Annotated in this window: 16 protein-coding genes; 11 read left to right on the top strand and 5 right to left on the bottom strand. The window is 68.6% G+C overall.

Features of this window, described 5'->3' with window-relative positions:
• Positions 1 to 55: 55 nt before the first annotated feature.
• From lmeA to A5692_RS10495, 8 genes are all read left to right on the top strand, one after another.
• The gene (lmeA, locus tag A5692_RS10525; RefSeq protein WP_068055554.1) at positions 56 to 868 is read left to right on the top strand and encodes a mannan chain length control protein LmeA; all 813 of its coding nucleotides are present in this window, start codon (positions 56 to 58) and stop codon (positions 866 to 868) included.
• Between the two features lie 80 nt (positions 869 to 948).
• Complete coding sequence (locus tag A5692_RS30390; protein WP_368730642.1) at positions 949 to 1,038, top strand: Ms5788A family Cys-rich leader peptide; 90 nt, start codon at positions 949 to 951, stop codon at positions 1,036 to 1,038.
• Between the two features lie 111 nt (positions 1,039 to 1,149).
• Positions 1,150 to 1,620 (top strand): DUF4395 domain-containing protein, encoded by a 471-nt coding sequence (locus A5692_RS10520; protein WP_068055426.1) that lies wholly within the window; start codon positions 1,150 to 1,152, stop codon positions 1,618 to 1,620.
• 35 nt (positions 1,621 to 1,655) lie between these two features.
• Positions 1,656 to 2,498 carry a sulfurtransferase gene (locus tag A5692_RS10515; protein WP_068055423.1) on the top strand — a complete coding sequence of 281 codons (843 nt, stop codon included), beginning with the start codon at positions 1,656 to 1,658 and terminating at the stop codon, positions 2,496 to 2,498.
• A 1-nt stretch (position 2,499) separates the two neighbouring features.
• Complete coding sequence (locus A5692_RS10510; RefSeq protein ID WP_068055420.1) at positions 2,500 to 2,802, top strand: DUF1416 domain-containing protein; 303 nt, start codon at positions 2,500 to 2,502, stop codon at positions 2,800 to 2,802.
• 146 nt (positions 2,803 to 2,948) lie between these two features.
• Positions 2,949 to 3,605: an FABP family protein gene (locus A5692_RS10505; protein ID WP_068055417.1), complete on the top strand. Its 657-nt coding sequence runs from the start codon at positions 2,949 to 2,951 to the stop codon at positions 3,603 to 3,605.
• A gap of 159 nt (positions 3,606 to 3,764) precedes the next feature.
• On the top strand, positions 3,765 to 6,110 hold the full coding sequence (locus A5692_RS10500; protein ID WP_231984282.1) for a hypothetical protein: 2,346 nt from the start codon (positions 3,765 to 3,767) through the stop codon (positions 6,108 to 6,110).
• 142 nt (positions 6,111 to 6,252) lie between these two features.
• On the top strand, positions 6,253 to 7,782 hold the full coding sequence (locus A5692_RS10495; protein WP_068055412.1) for a sensor domain-containing protein: 1,530 nt from the start codon (positions 6,253 to 6,255) through the stop codon (positions 7,780 to 7,782).
• 242 nt (positions 7,783 to 8,024) lie between these two features.
• On the opposite strand, the gene A5692_RS10490 is transcribed toward A5692_RS10495, so the two are convergent.
• Positions 8,025 to 8,897, bottom strand: coding sequence for an aminodeoxychorismate lyase (locus A5692_RS10490; protein WP_082962573.1), 873 nt, complete (start codon positions 8,895 to 8,897; stop codon positions 8,025 to 8,027).
• A 149-nt stretch (positions 8,898 to 9,046) separates the two neighbouring features.
• On the opposite strand from A5692_RS10490, the gene A5692_RS10485 reads away from it, so the two are divergent.
• Together A5692_RS10485 and A5692_RS10480 are read left to right on the top strand one after the other, a co-directional pair.
• Complete coding sequence (locus tag A5692_RS10485) at positions 9,047 to 10,129, top strand: folate-binding protein YgfZ (RefSeq protein WP_068055406.1); 1,083 nt, start codon at positions 9,047 to 9,049, stop codon at positions 10,127 to 10,129.
• Between the two features lie 146 nt (positions 10,130 to 10,275).
• A complete protein-coding gene (locus tag A5692_RS10480) occupies positions 10,276 to 10,461 on the top strand; it encodes a DUF3073 domain-containing protein (RefSeq protein WP_068055403.1) in 186 nt (61 codons plus the stop codon).
• Positions 10,462 to 10,525: 64 nt separating this feature from the next.
• On the opposite strand, the gene purM is transcribed toward A5692_RS10480, so the two are convergent.
• From purM to A5692_RS10465, 3 genes are all read right to left on the bottom strand, one after another.
• Positions 10,526 to 11,620 carry a phosphoribosylformylglycinamidine cyclo-ligase gene (gene purM, locus A5692_RS10475; protein ID WP_068055400.1) on the bottom strand — a complete coding sequence of 365 codons (1,095 nt, stop codon included), beginning with the start codon at positions 11,618 to 11,620 and terminating at the stop codon, positions 10,526 to 10,528.
• 71 nt (positions 11,621 to 11,691) lie between these two features.
• On the bottom strand, positions 11,692 to 13,218 hold the full coding sequence (purF, locus tag A5692_RS10470; protein WP_068055397.1) for an amidophosphoribosyltransferase: 1,527 nt from the start codon (positions 13,216 to 13,218) through the stop codon (positions 11,692 to 11,694).
• Between the two features lie 139 nt (positions 13,219 to 13,357).
• Positions 13,358 to 13,747 (bottom strand): sterol carrier family protein, encoded by a 390-nt coding sequence (locus A5692_RS10465; protein WP_068055393.1) that lies wholly within the window; start codon positions 13,745 to 13,747, stop codon positions 13,358 to 13,360.
• 19 nt (positions 13,748 to 13,766) lie between these two features.
• On the opposite strand from A5692_RS10465, the gene A5692_RS10460 reads away from it, so the two are divergent.
• On the top strand, positions 13,767 to 14,981 hold the full coding sequence (locus A5692_RS10460) for an MCE family protein (RefSeq protein WP_068055390.1): 1,215 nt from the start codon (positions 13,767 to 13,769) through the stop codon (positions 14,979 to 14,981).
• On the opposite strand, the gene A5692_RS10455 is transcribed toward A5692_RS10460, so the two are convergent.
• Complete coding sequence (locus A5692_RS10455) at positions 14,963 to 15,601, bottom strand: CPBP family intramembrane glutamic endopeptidase (protein ID WP_068055387.1); 639 nt, start codon at positions 15,599 to 15,601, stop codon at positions 14,963 to 14,965. The two genes, A5692_RS10460 and A5692_RS10455, sit on opposite strands and share 19 nt — an antisense overlap.
• Positions 15,602 to 15,605: the final 4 nt, after the last annotated feature.

Below are 15,605 nucleotides of genomic sequence, written 5' to 3'. Positions count from 1 at the left end.
GAGCCCCGCCACCGTGGCGGTCCGCCGCACGGCGGTCGCCGGGTTACGCCACAATGTGCGGGTGCGCAAGGTCCTGATCGGGGTGGCGGTCGCGGCGGCCGCCATCGCCGTGGTCGCGCTCGGCGCCGTGGCCGTCGATTATGGAAGCAGCATCTATGCCGAATACCGGCTCTCGTGCAGCGTCCGCAAGGCGGCCAACCTGAGGTCGGACCCGTTCGTCGCCATCGTGGCCTTCCCGTTCATTCCCCAGGCGATGCGCGACCGCTACAACCAGGTCGAGATCAAGGCCAACGCCGTCGACCACGCGACGGTCGGTAAGGCCACGCTGGAAGCCACGATGTATTCGGTCGACTTGACCCACTCGTCCTGGCTGATCGGGCCCGACGCGAAACTGCCGGTCGGCAAGGTGGAGAGTCGCATCATCATCGGCTCGACGCACCTGGGCCGATACCTGGGCATCAGCGATTTGATGGTCGAGGCGCCGCCAAAGGAAACCAACACCGCCACCGGCGGCATCACCGCGTCGGGCATCTCCGACAGCCACGGCCTGGTGTTCAGCGGCACCCCACACTCCGCCGATTTCGAGCACCGGGTCAGCGTCTCGGTGGATCTCTCCATCGCCCCGGAGGATGAGGCGACGCTGGTGATCACGCCGACGGGCATCCTCACCGGGCCCGACACCGCGGACCAGGCCGTCCCGGACGACAAGCGGGAGGCCGTGCTGCGCGCCTTCACCACCAGGGTGCCCAACCAGCGGCTTCCGTTCGGAGTGGCACCGAAGACCGAGGGGGCGCGCGGCTCCGACGTCATCATCGAGGGCATCAGCTACGGAGTGACCGTCAACCTGGACGGGTTCAAACAGTCCTGAGCCCGTCACCGCCCAAAGCGTGCGGTGGCGGCAACCGCCGCTGATTTGATCGTTTCCCGTCATTCGGTAAGCTTGCCGACGTGCTAGCCCGCCTCGAGCCGTTGCTCACCCAACGCCGCGCAGTCGATCTGTGCCGCACCGCGGGCTGTTGCTGTCGCTGTAGCTGCTGAGTCGCGCGCCTTCGCGTAGCACTCGGAGCAGCCCGGAACGTTGCCGTGGCCTGACTCCCGTCGTTCGTTCCCAAGAGCAGATAAGCAACAGGCGTATCCAGGAGTAGTACCGTGCCGAGCACCAACACCAGCACCCAGCCAGACACCGTCGACGTGCGGGGCCCCAGGTTCGCCGCCTGGGTTACCACCGCAGTCCTGGTGATAGCACTCGCCGTATCCGCCGCCAGCCCGCCGGCGGCGGCGGCAATTCTGGGGGTGCAAGCCATCATCTTCGCCGTCGGCGCCGTCGGCGGCCCACGCAAGCACCCGTATGGGCGAATTTTCGCCGGCGTGGTGGCGCCCCGGCTGGGCCCCGTGACGGAGCGCGAACCGGTCGCGCCCCTGAAGTTCGCCCAGCTCGTCGGCCTGCTCTTCGCGCTCGCGGGTGCCACCGCCTTCGCCGCGGGAGCGTTCGTGATCGGCGTCGTCGCCACCGCAGGCGCGCTCGTCGCCGCCTTTCTCAATGCGGCCTTCGGCATCTGCCTGGGGTGCCAGCTCTACCCCTTGGTCGCGCGTTTCCGAGCCGCCGGGCGCGCCTCATGATCTGTTCATAGAAAGCGATCGAAAGGATCCCCCGCATGGCACGCTCCGACGTCCTGGTCTCCGCGGACTGGGCCGAGAGCAATCTCAGCAATGCTCAGGCCGCCGGTGTCGTCTTCGTCGAAGTCGACGAGGACACCAGCGCATACGACACCGGCCACATTCCCGGCGCGATCAGGCTCGACTGGCGTTCGGACCTGCAGGACCCGGTCAAGCGGGACTTCGTCGACGCGCAGCAATTCTCCAAACTGCTCAGCGAACGCGGCGTCTCCAATGACGACACGGTGATCCTCTACGGCGGCAACAACAACTGGTTCGCCGCCTACGCCTACTGGTATTTCAAGCTGTACGGCCACCAGAAGGTCAAGCTGCTCGACGGCGGCCGCAAGAAGTGGGAACTCGACGGTCGCGCGCTGTCCAGCGACGCGGTCAGCAGGCCGGCCACCTCCTACACCGCCGCCGCGCCGGACAACAGCATCCGGGCGTTCCGCGACGAGGTGATCGCCGCCATCAACGTCAAGAACCTGGTCGACGTGCGGTCGCCCGACGAGTTCTCCGGCAAGATCCTGGCCCCGGCGCATCTGCCCCAGGAGCAGAGCCAGCGGCCCGGCCACGTTCCGGGAGCGATCAACGTGCCGTGGAGCCGGGCCGCCAACGAGGACGGCACCTTCAAGTCCGACGAGGAGCTGGCGAAGCTGTACGCCGACGCCGGCCTGGACGGGACCAAGGAGACGATCGCGTACTGCCGTATCGGGGAGCGTTCGTCGCACACCTGGTTCGTGCTCCGGGAATTACTCGGCCACAAAAACGTCAAGAACTACGACGGAAGTTGGACGGAATACGGCTCCCTGGTGGGTGCCCCGATTGAGTTGGGAAGCTGATATGTGCTCTGCCCCGAAACAAGGAGTGACGTTGCCCGCCAGCGTCGACTTGGAGAAGGAAACGGTGATCACCGGCCGGGTCGTGGACGGCGACGGCCAGGCGGTGGGTGGCGCGTTCGTCCGCTTGCTCGACTCCTCGGACGAGTTCACGGCCGAGGTCGTCGCGTCGGCCACCGGCGATTTCCGGTTCTTCGCGGCGCCCGGGTCCTGGACGCTGCGCGCCTTGTCGTCGGCCGGTAACGGCAACGCCGTGGTGACCCCGTCGGGTGCGGGCATCCACGAGGTGGACGTCAAGATCGCCTGAGACCCCCCGCTGCCCCGACCGGGATCTCGCGGGGCGAATAGACTTGTCGCCGTGGTGCTGTTCTTCGAGATCATGCTGGTCGTGTCCGTCGTGGTGATCTCATGGTTTGCGCTGTACACGCTGTACCGGCTGATCACTGACGAATCGTGATTCCTGACGAACCGTTGAGTTCTGCAAGCTCCGGCGATCGTGCGGTGGCCGCCGCCGCCGAGCGCGCCAAGCTGACCGCCGGCCGCAACATCCCCGCCTTCGACGACCTGCCGCTTCCCGCCGACACCGCCAACCTGCGTGAAGGCGCCAACCTGCACGACGCACTGCTGGCGCTGCTGCCGCTGGTCGGTGTCTGGCGCGGACACGGCGAGGGCCGTGGACACGACGGGGATTACCGGTTCGGCCAGCAGATCGTGGTCTCGCACGACGGCGGCGACTACCTGAATTGGGAGTCCCGGTCGTGGCGGCTCAGCGACACCGGCGATTACCAGGAACACGGGTTGCGTGAGACGGGCTTCTGGCGCTTCGTCAGCGACCCCGACGACCCCAGCGAATCTCAGGCCATCGAGTTGTTACTCGCCCATTCGGCCGGATACGTCGAGCTGTTCTACGGCAGGCCGCGCACCCAGTCGTCGTGGGAGCTGGTGACCGATGCACTGGCCCGCAGCCGATCGGGCGTGTTGGTCGGTGGCGCGAAACGGCTGTACGGCATCGTCGAGGGCGGCGACCTGGCCTACGTCGAGGAGCGAGTGGACGCCGACGGCGGCCTGGTCCCCCATCTTTCGGCACGGCTTTCGCGCTACGCGGGATGACCGCCGACCCGTTGCCCGCCAGGGCAACCGGGTCGTGCGCACCGGCCCGGAATCGTTGCTTTCGGCCGATCTTTTGCGTGTACTGTTCGACGTCCGAGCAGCCGATACCGCGCGAAGGGAGATCGGCGGATGCGTCCTACGAGGGCACCCTCGCCCGTCTTGCGGTGGGGCGTGACCGCGGTCGGCCTGCTCCTCATCGCCTATCTGACCGTGCTGGACCTGCAGCCCTCCCTCATCGACGCGCTACCGCCGGCCGTCGGGTGGTTCGGCAGGCCCGGATCGATGCCCACGCTCGCGATCGTGGTGACGGTGCTGATCTGGGCGTCCGTGCTGACCTTCCGCTCGGGCAGTAGCCACCGGGTGGTGGGCGTTTCGTTCACCCTGATCGCAGCCCTGGTCCCCATGACGGCGATCCTGGGCCTGAGCTCGTACTGGGGTTGCCACGACGCCAACCACCCGGCCTTCTTCACCCCGCTGATGGCGACGGCCAGTCTGGTCAAGGGCGGCACCGGTGACTTCTCGGTGAGCGGGCGGACCTGCCCTAATCCGACACCGGTCGGCCTGGAGTTGGCCCGCATCGCGGCGCTGTCGGCGATCTTCACCGGGCTGGGCGGCGTCGTGGTCGGGGTCTTCCGCGCCCAGGTGGATCGGTTGCGGGCCAACCTGGCCGATTCCGTCACCGCCATCGTCGGCGTCGACGGCGACACGCAGTCGATGATCAGCGCGGTCGCGCGGACGCTGGACCGGCGCGGCACGCTCGTGGTCATCACCGGTGCCAGCGACGACCGGGTGCAGCGGGCCCGCAGACAGGGCGCCCGGGTGGTCCAGGTGGACTTCAACAACCCGTCCACCCTGGTCTCGCTGCGGCTGTGGCGCCACCTGTCCCGGCTCTATCTGATGGCACCCGACCCGGCCATCAACCTGCTGTGGCTGGACATGATCGGCCGCCGGCTCGACGAGGTCGCCCACAAGCGGCGGTTGCCGCTGATCGTGCGGATGGACGATCCGTGGCTGGCCCAGGCCTGGCGGGCTCAGCAGTTCGGCGGATCGGACACCCGCTGGGCGGCCGACGTGGTCGGCAAGTACGAGGTGACCGCGGGCAGACTGCTCGACGGCATCATCGCAACGGGGCGCATCAAACGCGTATTCGTCTGCGGCACTTCACAATTGACCCTAGCACTGTGCGCGGACCTCACTCAGCGCGCCCTGGAACGCGACTTCTACACCCCACCCGGGGCGGTGCCATTGCCCGCGCTCACGCTGGTCGAAAGGGATGCCCAGGAGTACCTGGCGGATCACGAGTTCTACCGGCAGCAGGCGGGATTCGCCTCGGAGGGGCCGAGCATCGATGCCACGGCGGAGGCGCCGACGGTGCCGACCATGCTGCAGCTGATCGGCGACGCCGACCCGACGAGCAGCGCCGTGATCTTCGTGGACTCGCACGCGGCGACGACCGCCGCCAGGCTGGCGGCCCGCTTCCCCGACATGCCGATCTACGCCTCGGACCTCAACACCAGCATCAGCGACGACTCGATCCAGGTGGTCGGCCGGCTGCAGTCCTACTCGCTGGTGCTGGAAACCCAGGAGGACCAGGTGCGGGACGCCTGGGAGCGCGCGGCCAGGCTGATCCACGAACGGTACGTCTCGACGATCGCTCCAGGCGCGCCGCGGTCCCCCGCCGCCAAGCCGTGGTCCGAGCTCAACGAGTTCTACCGCGGGTCCAATCGCCGGCAGGTGCGCAACGCGCTGTGGATGGTCGAGCAGATCGCGGGGCACACCTGGAACACGTGGGGCAGCCCACCGGCACAGCTGTCCGGCCACGAGATGGCGGCACTGCCCCCCTTGGAACAGCTCGCCCTGATGGGCTTCGACCGGGATTCGGCGATGAGCATGGCCCGCGCGGAGCACGAGGATTGGTGTCGCTACTACCGACGCAACGGCTGGAAATACGGTTCGCCACGCGACGATTCACGCAAGATCCACGACAAGCTGGTGGACTGGTCGGTGGTGGAGAGCGACCCGGATCTACTCAACGCCGCGGTACGCAGCCTGGCGGCCACGTTGTGGAGCCTGCGCCAGCTCGGTTTCCGGTCGCGTCCGCTGTGGCAGTCCTTCACCCGGGTGGGAACGGTGACCGCCGAACAACGAAGCGCCCCATGGACATGGACGTCGGATTCGGGGCACGTCATGCACGCCGACGCCGGCGACTGGGCTATCCAGGAAGACGGCAAGGTGTGGTCCGTTCGCGACGACATCTTCCGGGCCACGTACGAGGCCGCCGGCGACGGGCGCTGGCGGCGAACGGGGCGCGTTCAGGCCCGCCCGGCCTACCCCGGGGAGACCGTGAACACCCTGGAGGGTCCGACGACCGCGGCGGAGGGCGACTGGATCGTCCGGGGATCCACCGGCGAACAGTGGCCGGTTCCCGGTGACGAATTCTCGCGTCGCTATGCCGAATTCCACCCGCCCGAGGAAGCGTCCGCGGTGGACGGCGGACACGGATGAGATTGGTCGCCGCCGCCCCGGGCGACCGCAAATTTGCGCGGCCCGACACGGCCCGGCACTGATACGGTATCGGCGCATGCCCAATAGCGGCATGCGCCGATTTCACCCGTCCGTTTGCTACGCCTGCCCGTAGGAGACCGCGATGCCGCTGTTCATCAGCTACTCGAGCCAGGACAGGGCGACGGTCGACGCCCTGACGACCGCGCTCCGCCGCGGACAGCAACAGGTTTGGTTCGATCAAGAGCTCGGCGGCGGTGAGTCGTGGTGGCACAAGATTCTCGAGCAGATTCGCTCGTGTGACGTGTTCATCGTGGCGCTGTCCAACAATTGGCTGCAGTCCAAGCCCAGTCAGGCCGAGCTGCGTTACGCACGGGCGCTGAATCGGCCGATCCTTCCGGTTCGGATCGGCGACATCGACAGCATGCGCGTGAATCCCCTTGCCTCGTTGCAGATCATCGACTATCGCGAACCGACCGTCGACGCGGGCATCCAACTCGTCACGGCGGTGCACGCGTTGCAAAGCAAGCCGGTGCCGTTGCCGGACCCGCTGCCCGACGAGCCGCCGGTGCCGTTCGGGTACATCACCCGGTTGGGCAACACCCTCGCCGAGAAGGAACTCAGCCCGCAGCAGCAGACCCAGCTGCTGATCGAACTCCGCCAGGGGCTCGACGAGGACGGCGACGATCCCAGCGCTCGCGGGGACATCGGCCAACTGCTGCGCATGTTGCGCCTGCGCCATGACGTCACCTACCGCACCCGCACCGAGATCGACAACGTGCTGGCCGAGATCGAGGCCAGGGACGGTTCGCCGGACGGCGCGGCCACGCAAAAGGCGCAGGCACCGGCATCGGGCCCGCCGCAGCCCGACGCCGCGGCGCCAACCGGCGGTCCGCCCAAGGCTGCCGCACCGACCGCGGTGGGCGCGGGTGCCGGAGGTGGATCCAGCAAGCGGCTGATGATCATCGGCGGCGCGGCCGCGGCCGTCATCGCCGTGATCGCGATCGTCGCCGTATTGGCCACGCAGGGCGGCAAGACGAAGCCGTCCCCGACAGCCACCACGGGCACACCGACCGCAGCGGCGCCGAGCGCCCCGACCGCCGCGAACGTCCCGAATCTGGACGCATATCTACTCGGCCCCGCCGACGTGAGCGCGATAGTGGGCGAGCCGAACCTGGTCGTGTCCGACAAGACGAGCGGGATGCGTTCGCCCCGGTGGACCCTGTCCAACCCGGACTGCCTGGGCGCCTACGAGCCCATCGCGGAATCCGCGTACCGGGAGAGCGGCTACACCGCGGTTTCCGGCCAGGCAGTTCACAGTCCCGGCCAGGAGCCCGCCCACCGGGTCTTCGAATCGGTGGTGGCTTTCCCGTCGGCCGACAAGGCCGGTGCCTTCGTCCAGGCGTCGGCGGAGAAGTGGAAAGCCTGCGCCGGGCAATCGGTGACGGTGACCGCCACCAACGGCAAGACCACCGGATGGAAATTCGACGACGTCACCGGCACCGTGCCGAAGATCTTCCAGGAGCGGACGGAGGCGGAGGGAACCCGGTTCTGCCACCACGCGCTGCACGCGGTGTCGAGTGTGGTCGTCGACCTGTTGCTGTGCGGCCCGGACGCTGAGAACGGTCAAGCGGGCAAACTGACCGGGCAGATCGCCGCGAAGGTTGGCCAGTAACGGCGCCTGATATGGAGCGGCCCCCGAGCGTGGTTACCGGTTGGACACACCGGAAGCTCGGGGGCCGGGTGGCTACGGGGAATTCGCCAGCGCGCGTATACCGCCGGCTCTTCGAAAGCCACTGCTGCTAGCGCGCAGCCACCTCACATGTCCATGAAGCTATCAATTTCGCGGACCACCTCCTTCCTTGTGTACGGCCGACCGTACCCGGGATTCCGCGAGGCGACAACACAATTCAGCGCTCAGCGATCGCTGACGATCGCGGAGTCGATCAACGCGGCGAATTCGGCCGCCATCGGCGACCGAGCCAGTGGACGACCGTCCAGCGTGTGCACGCGTGCCGCCAACGTCATGCTCGAGACCAACCAGAGTCCTTGCGCGGCATGCAGATCGGCGAGCCGTAGCGCGCGATAGTCGCAGTCGTAGCCCTTGGCCCGGGCCACTTCGAAGAGGGCCTGCTGCGTGGTGCCCCGCAAAATCGGATACCACGGCGGAGGCGTCAGCAGGCACAGGTTCCCGCCTCCCGGTGTTTCGGCATCGGTCGCGATCACCACGGTCGAGCGCGGGCCCTCCAGGATGTAGCCGTCCGAGCTGACGAAGATCACGTCGCCCGCGCCCTGCCGGGCGGCATGACGCAAGGCGGCCATGTTCACCGCGTAGGACAGCGTCTTGGCCCCGGCCAGCAGCCACGGCATCGTCCCGGTACCGGCGGCGGCCAGCCCGCGGTCCAACGTCACCGCGGCCAGGCCCTCGCGCCGAACCGCCGTCACCCGTTCGGGGACAGGGGTGATCATCACGTAGGCGGTCGGCGCCGTGCCGCTCTCCCGGCCGCGGCTATAGATCAGCCGCATCGCCCCTTCGTCGGCGGTGTTCGCCGCCCACTGCCCGGTGGCCAGGCCGATCGCGTTGCGCCAGGCGGGCAGGTCGGGCTCGGGCAGATCCATCAGCCTGGCCGACTGGGTCAGCCGCTGCAGATGGGACTCGACCAGGCACGGCCTGCCGTCGCGGACCAACAGCGTCTCGAAGATGCCGTCGCCGCGGACCGCAGCCAGGTCGTCGGCATGCAGCAGCGGCACATCGGGCGGATGGATCGCGCCGTCCAGCGTGACGATCACACCCATCTGGCCTGCCATGGGGATAAAGCGTAGCCGCGAGCGTAAAGCCGGCCGCACGCTCGTCGGACGGGGCCCATGGGTCCGTAGAGTTGACGTGTGTCTCGCGCCGGCGACGATGCAGAGAGAAGCGATGGGGAGGAGCGGCGCACATGTCTGCAGTACCCGCACCCGAGGCCGGACCCGACGCCGGCGCCACTTGGCATTACGGCGACCCGCTGGGCGAGCAGCGCGCCGCGGAAACCGGCGCGATAGTGGTGGATCGCTCGCACCGCGCCGTGCTCACCCTGACCGGCAGCGACCGCCAGAAGTGGCTGCACAGCATCTCCACCCAGCACGTCAACGACCTCCCCGACGGCGCCAGCACGCAGAACCTGAGCCTCGACGGCCAGGGCCGCGTCGAGGACCACTGGATCCAGACCGAACTCGGCGACACCACCTACCTCGACACCGAACCGTGGCGGGGCGAGCCGCTGCTGGCCTACCTGCGCAAGATGGTCTTCTGGTCGGATGTCGCCCCGGCCGCCGCCGACATGGCCGTGCTTTCGCTGTTGGGTCCGCGACTGGCCGACCGGGCGGTGCTCGACGTGCTCGGCCTGGACGCGCTGCCCGCCGAGCTGACGGCGCTTCCGCTGGCCGGCGGTGGCTTTGTGCGCCGGATGCCCGGCGCCCCCGCCGGGCAGATCGAACTCGATCTGCTGGTCCCCCGTGGCGACTCCGCCGGTTGGCAGGAACGTCTGGTGCAGGCCGGCCTGCGGCCCGCGGGGGTTTGGGCCTACGAAGCCCACCGGGTGGCGGCGCTGCGGCCGCGACTGGGCGTCGACACCGACGAGCGCACGATTCCGCACGAGGTGGGGTGGATCGGCAGCGCCGTTCATTTGGACAAGGGCTGTTACCGCGGGCAAGAGACCGTCGCCCGCGTGCACAACCTCGGCAGACCGCCCCGCATGCTCGTGCTGTTGCACCTCGACGGCTCCGTCGAGCGTCCCTCGACGGGTGACCCGGTGCTGGCCGGCGGGCGCGCCATCGGCCGCCTCGGCACCGTGGTGGATCACGTGGACCTCGGGCCCGTGGCCCTGGCGCTGTTGAAGCGCGGGGTGCCGGCCGACACCGAACTGGCGACCGGCCCGCAGGGCGCGGTGGCCGCGGTGATCGACGCCGATTCGCTGCCGCCGACGGAACAGATCGGCGCGGGACGGCTGGCCGTTGAACGGTTGCGGGGCGGTGCGAGATAATTGTGAATGACGTCCGCCACAGCGGCAGGGGGCACCGACGCCCAACCGTAAGGCACGGTAAACTGTCGGCAGGACAATAACGACACCAGGAGATCGGAGCCGCCTACTCGTTAGGCCGCTCCGTTATTGCGCGAGGGGGTTCCCCCATGGGCCGCGGCCGGGCTAAGGCAAAGCAGACCAAGGTTGCTCGAGAACTCAAATACAGTTCTCCGCAGACCGACTTCCAGCGGCTTCAGCGCGAGCTGGCGGGGTCGGATGCCGCCGACTCCAGCGAGCCGGAGGACGACGGGGTCGGCGACTCCTGGGAAGACAGCGACGACTGGCGTCGCTAAGACTCACGTCGCTGTGCCGGCCCTGCAATCCGCTTCGATTCGGCGCTGACCCGGCTTTCGCCTTCTAAAACCTCGGGTGCTGCCCGACGAGCTTTGCCCGCGGGCCTTCTTTTCCGCCTTTGCACACTGTGCCCAACACCCAGCAGTCCAAGTGGCGGGCCGTCAGGATGGCCAGTGCGCGGTCGGTGTCCTCCGGCGCGACAACGGCGACCATGCCCACGCCCATGTTGAACGTCTTCTCCATCTCCTCGCGCGTCACCCGCCCGCGCTGGGCGATCATCGCGAACACCGGTGCGGGCGTCCAGGTCCCGCGGTCGATTTCGGCGACCAGGCCGTGCGGGATGACGCGTTGCAGGTTGCCGGCGAGCCCGCCACCGGTGACATGGCAGAAGGTGCGGACATGCGTTTCCGCGGCCAGCGCCAGGCAGTCTTTGGCGTAGATCCGCGTGGGCTCCAACAGCTCTTCGCCCAGCGTGCGGCCGAACTCCTCGACGTAGCCGGCGAGGTTCATCCGATCGATCTCCAGAAGCACCGCACGGGCCAGCGAGTAGCCGTTGGAATGCAGGCCGGAGGAGCCCATCGCGATGATCGTGTCGCCGGGTTTGACGCGATCGGGCCCCAGCACGTCGTCCGCCTCGACGACGCCGATACCCGTCGCCGAGATGTCGTAGTGGTCGGGTTCCATCAGGCCGGGGTGCTCGGCGGTTTCCCCGCCCAGCAGCGCACAGCCGGCACGCACGCATCCCTCGGCGATACCCGCCACGATGGCGCTGAGGCGTTCGGGCACGGTCCGGCCCACCGCGATGTAGTCCTGCAGGAACAGCGGCTCGGCGCCGCAGACCACGAGGTCGTCGACCACCATCGCGACCAGGTCCAGGCCGACGGTGTCGTGCTTGTCCATGGCCTGGGCGACCGCCAGCTTGGTTCCCACACCGTCGGTGGACGCGGCCAGCAGCGGTTCGCGGTAGTCGTTGCGCAAAGCGAACAACCCGGCGAACCCGCCCAGGCCGCCCCGCACCTCTGGTCTGGTCGCCTTCGTCGCCAGCGGCTTGAACATCTCGACGGCACGGTCGCCGGCCTCGATGTCCACCCCGGCCGACGCGTAGGTGATGCCGTGGCTGCCCGGGTTTCGTCCGGGGCTTTTTCCGGGATCCGTCATCGCGATAAAGGCTACCGGGCGCCGCCGACCGCCGTAATCAAACGTCGTGGAAGGGGCGAACCGGACGTCCGTCAGTGGACGATCGGGACTTCGTCGGGCGCCAGCTCGTCGAGCCCGGCTCCGCGCGCGGCGTTGGCGAGCATGTGCTCGATGACGTTCTTACCCAAGGCCGTCTCCTCGGGCAGCTCGATGGGATAGCGGCCGTCGAAGCAGGCGGTGCACAGCCGCGACGCGGGTTGTTCGGACGCCGCGACCAAGCCGCGCAGCGAGATGTAGCCAAGGGAGTCGGCGCCGATGGCGTGCCGCACCGCTTCGAGCATTTCTTCCTTGTCCTGCACGGCGTTCGCGATCAGCTCGGCCGGCGACGGGAAGTCGATGCCGTAGAAGCAGGGCCATTTCACCGGTGGCGAGGCGATCCGGACGTGGACTTCGACGGCCCCGGCCTCGCGCAGCATGCGTAGCAGCGCGCGCTGGGTGTTCCCGCGCACGATCGAGTCGTCGACGACGATCAGCCGCTTGCCGCGGATGACCTCACGAAGTGGGTTGAGCTTCAGCCGGATACCGAGTTGGCGGATGGTCTGGGACGGCTGGATGAAGGTCCGCCCGACATAGGCGTTCTTCATCAGGCCCTGCCCGTAGGGAATGCCCGACTCCTGCGCGTATCCGACCGCGGCGGGGGTGCCCGACTCGGGGACACCGATCACCAGGTCGGCCTCGACCGGGCATTCGCGGGCCAGGCGGCGGCCGATCTCCACCCGGGTGGCGTGCACGGACCGGCCGGCGATCGTGCTGTCCGGGCGTGCCAGGTAGACATACTCGAAGATGCAGCCCTTGGGGGTTGGGTTGGCGAAGCGCGTGGAGCGCACGCCGTCGGCGTCGATCGCCAGGAGCTCGCCCGGCTCGATGTCGCGCACGAACGAGGCGCCGACGATGTCCAGCGCCGCCGTTTCCGAGGCCACCACCCAGCCGCGATCCAGCCGACCGAGTGAAAGGGGCCGCACGCCGTGGGGATCGCGGCACGCATACAGCGTGTTCTCGTCCATGAACGTCAGGCAGAACGCGCCACGCACGGTGGGCAGCAAGTCCAGGGCCGCCTGCTCGAGGGTGGAATCCGCCGCGCCGTGCGCCAGCAGCGCGCCCAGGATGTCGGAATCCGTCGTCGCCGGTGCCGGGCAGCGCCGGGCGATCAGTCCCGCGTCGCGGGCGCGGGCGGCCAACTCGGCGGTGTTGACCAGATTTCCGTTGTGCCCCAAGGCGACACCGGTGCCGGCTGCGGTGTTGCGGAACACCGGCTGCGCGTTCTCCCAGGTGGTGTCGCCGGTGGTTGAGTAGCGGCAATGGCCGATGGCCACGTGACCCTGCATCGCGGCGAGCGTCTGCTCGTCGAAAACCTGGCTGACCAAGCCCAGGTCTTTGAACACGAGCACCTGTGATCCATCGGCGACGGCGATGCCCGCGGCTTCCTGCCCGCGATGCTGCAGGGCGTACAAGCCGTAATAGGTGAGCTTTGCAACGTCTTCACCCGGGGCCCAGACCCCGAATACACCACACTCTTCACGGGGCGAGTTCAGGTCCTGCTCGGGTTCCTGGTTGGTCACAATTGGGGGGCTCCCTGGGGAACGGTTGGTGACGTAACGGAGTCTACGGGTCCGACGCCCGCGACCGCGAATTAACCGCGCGTGTTGCAGGGCGAAAATTCCCGTGCCCGACTGTAAACCTGCACTTCAGGCTTACTATTCAGCCGAGATCGAACAGCGGCAGACAGTGTTCGATCTCACCGGCCCGAGAGCCGGAAAGCCCCAGCGCACCGCCGTCCTTCGCCCGTTGGAAGGACAACATCCCGGTCGCCAGCAGCAGCCACGTCCGCGGATCGGTCTCCACCACGTTGGGCGGCGTGCCACGCGTGTGCCGGGGGCCGGCGATGCACTGCACCGCGACGAAGGGCGGAATCCGCACCTCGACACTGGCGCCGGGTGCCGCGGCGGCCAGGGTGCGGGCGGTGAGCCGAACGGCGGCGCCGAGGCTCTCGCGGTCGGGGGCCGGCCGGGATTCGTCGCGCAGCCAGTCCGCGACGGCCAACACGGCCTGCTGAGTCTTTGCCGGATCGGCCTTTTGACGGGCGGCCATACCCTAGGGTCTCAAACTCATGGGGCGTCGGCGCGTGCGGCGCGGGCCACCGTATAGGTCCGTCGGGCTCGTGACGGTGGTCATCATCGGGTTGGTCGGGTCGCTGCTGTACCTGCAGTTCCGCGGTGACCTCACGCCCACGACGAAGTTGACCATGGTGGCCGCCCGGGTCGGCCTGGTCTTGGACCCCGGCTCCAAGGTCACCTACAACGGGGTCCAGATAGGCCGGGTGGTCGGCATTTCCGAGATCACCCGTGACGGCACGCCTGCCGCCAAGCTGGTACTGGACATCACCCCGAGGTACCTCAAGCTGATCCCGGCCAACGTGGCGGCCACCATCAAGGCGACCACGGTGTTCGGCAACAAGTACGTCGCGTTGAGCTCGCCGCCGCGGCCGGCGCCGCAACCGATCACACCGACGACGGTGATCGAGGCGACGTCGGTCACCACTGAGTTCAACACGGTGTTCGAGACGCTCGTCTCGATCGCGCAGCAGGTCGACCCGGTCAAGGTGAACCTGACGCTCAGCGCGGCCGCGCAAGCCCTGACCGGATTGGGCGCCAGGTTCGGCGCCTCCCTGATCAACGGCAACGCGATCCTCGACGACGTGAACCCGCGGATGCCCGAAATCCGCGCCGACGTCGCGCGGTTGGCCGCTCTCGGCGAGACCTACGCCAATGCCTCGCCGGACCTGTGGGCCGCGCTCGACCACGCGGTGACCGCGGCACGCACGCTCAACCGCCAGCAAGTCGATCTGGATGCCGCGTTGCTCGCCGCGGCCGGGCTCGGGGACACGGGCGCCGACGTCATCGGCCGCGGGGGCCCATACCTTGCACGGGGGGCCGGCGATTTGGTCACCTCCAGCCAGCTGCTCGACGAGTACAGTCCGGAGATCTTCTGCACCATCCGCAATTTCGCGGAGGTCGGGCCCAAGATCCACAACGCCCTCGGCGACAACGGCTACTCGCTGGGCGCACACGCCGCGGGCGCGATCGCCGGGGCGCCGAACCCGTACATCTGGCCGGAAAATCTGCCCCGCACCAATGCCAGGGGCGGCCCCGGCGGGCGGCCGGGCTGTTGGCAGACGATCACCCGGCAGCTGTGGCCGGCGCCGTTTCTGGTGATGGACACCGGCGCAAGCATGGCTCCCTACAACCACTTCGAGCTCGGCTCACCACTTTTCGTCGAGCACGTATGGGGCCGCCAGGTGGGCGACTACACCATCAACCCCTGACGCCACCGCACGCTAAGCGCGGCGATCGCGCCGGCCTCGTTGATGGCCAGGTGCACCAGCATGGGCGCGGCGAGGCTGCCGGAGCGGTCCGCGAGCCAGGCGAACAGCCAGCCCGCGACGCCCGTCACCAGCACGGTGCCCAGCACCGGCTCGCCCGTCGCCCTCGCGTCGGCAATGTGGGAGAGCCCAAAGGTCGCCGCCTGCAACAATCTTCCGCCCTGCGCGCCGAAGGCACCGGATGCGGCGGTGGTCAGCGCCGCACGGAAGGCGGCCTCCTCGGCCCAGACGGTCCCGACGGGAATCTGCAGCAGCAGCCAGCCGGGCGCCGACCCGGGTGCCTCACGGTCGGCCATGGACGCCCGCACCAACGGCACCGTCGTCGTCGCGGCGATCACGGTCGCCGCCGCCGCACCGGCCGTCGACCCCAGGCGCAGCCCCGACCACAGCCGCGGCGGAGATAGCCCCAGCGGTGCGCGCGTCACAAGCACCAGCAACCCGGCCGCACCCGCCTGGAGGGCGCTCCGCCAAGCCGTGGGCAGTCGCGGGCCGACGAAGCTCCAGCCGACCAGGGCGGCGGCCAGAGAGAACACCTGGGTCCGACGAAAACCGCTGTCCCCCATCAGG

It is taken from the genome of Mycobacterium sp. E342, from assembly GCF_001667665.1.
Classification (GTDB): domain Bacteria; phylum Actinomycetota; class Actinomycetes; order Mycobacteriales; family Mycobacteriaceae; genus Mycobacterium.
This window is presented reverse-complemented; position numbering and strand designations above follow the sequence as displayed.

Excerpts from the sequence above, each read along its gene's own strand:
- A5692_RS10495 (WP_068055412.1), top strand. The coding sequence starts at position 6,253 with ATGCCGCTGTTCATCAGCTACTCGAGCCAGGACAGGGCGACGGTCGAC.
- A5692_RS10510 (WP_068055420.1), top strand. The coding sequence starts at position 2,500 with ATGTGCTCTGCCCCGAAACAAGGAGTGACGTTGCCCGCCAGCGTCGAC.
- A5692_RS10480 (WP_068055403.1), top strand. The coding sequence starts at position 10,276 with ATGGGCCGCGGCCGGGCTAAGGCAAAGCAGACCAAGGTTGCTCGAGAA.
- A5692_RS10455 (WP_068055387.1), bottom strand. The coding sequence starts at position 15,601 with ATGGGGGACAGCGGTTTTCGTCGGACCCAGGTGTTCTCTCTGGCCGCC.
- A5692_RS10465 (WP_068055393.1), bottom strand. The coding sequence starts at position 13,747 with ATGGCCGCCCGTCAAAAGGCCGATCCGGCAAAGACTCAGCAGGCCGTG.
- purM (WP_068055400.1), bottom strand. The coding sequence starts at position 11,620 with ATGACGGATCCCGGAAAAAGCCCCGGACGAAACCCGGGCAGCCACGGC.
- A5692_RS10460 (WP_068055390.1), top strand. The coding sequence starts at position 13,767 with ATGGGGCGTCGGCGCGTGCGGCGCGGGCCACCGTATAGGTCCGTCGGG.
- A5692_RS10515 (WP_068055423.1), top strand. The coding sequence starts at position 1,656 with ATGGCACGCTCCGACGTCCTGGTCTCCGCGGACTGGGCCGAGAGCAAT.
- A5692_RS10485 (WP_068055406.1), top strand. The coding sequence starts at position 9,047 with ATGTCTGCAGTACCCGCACCCGAGGCCGGACCCGACGCCGGCGCCACT.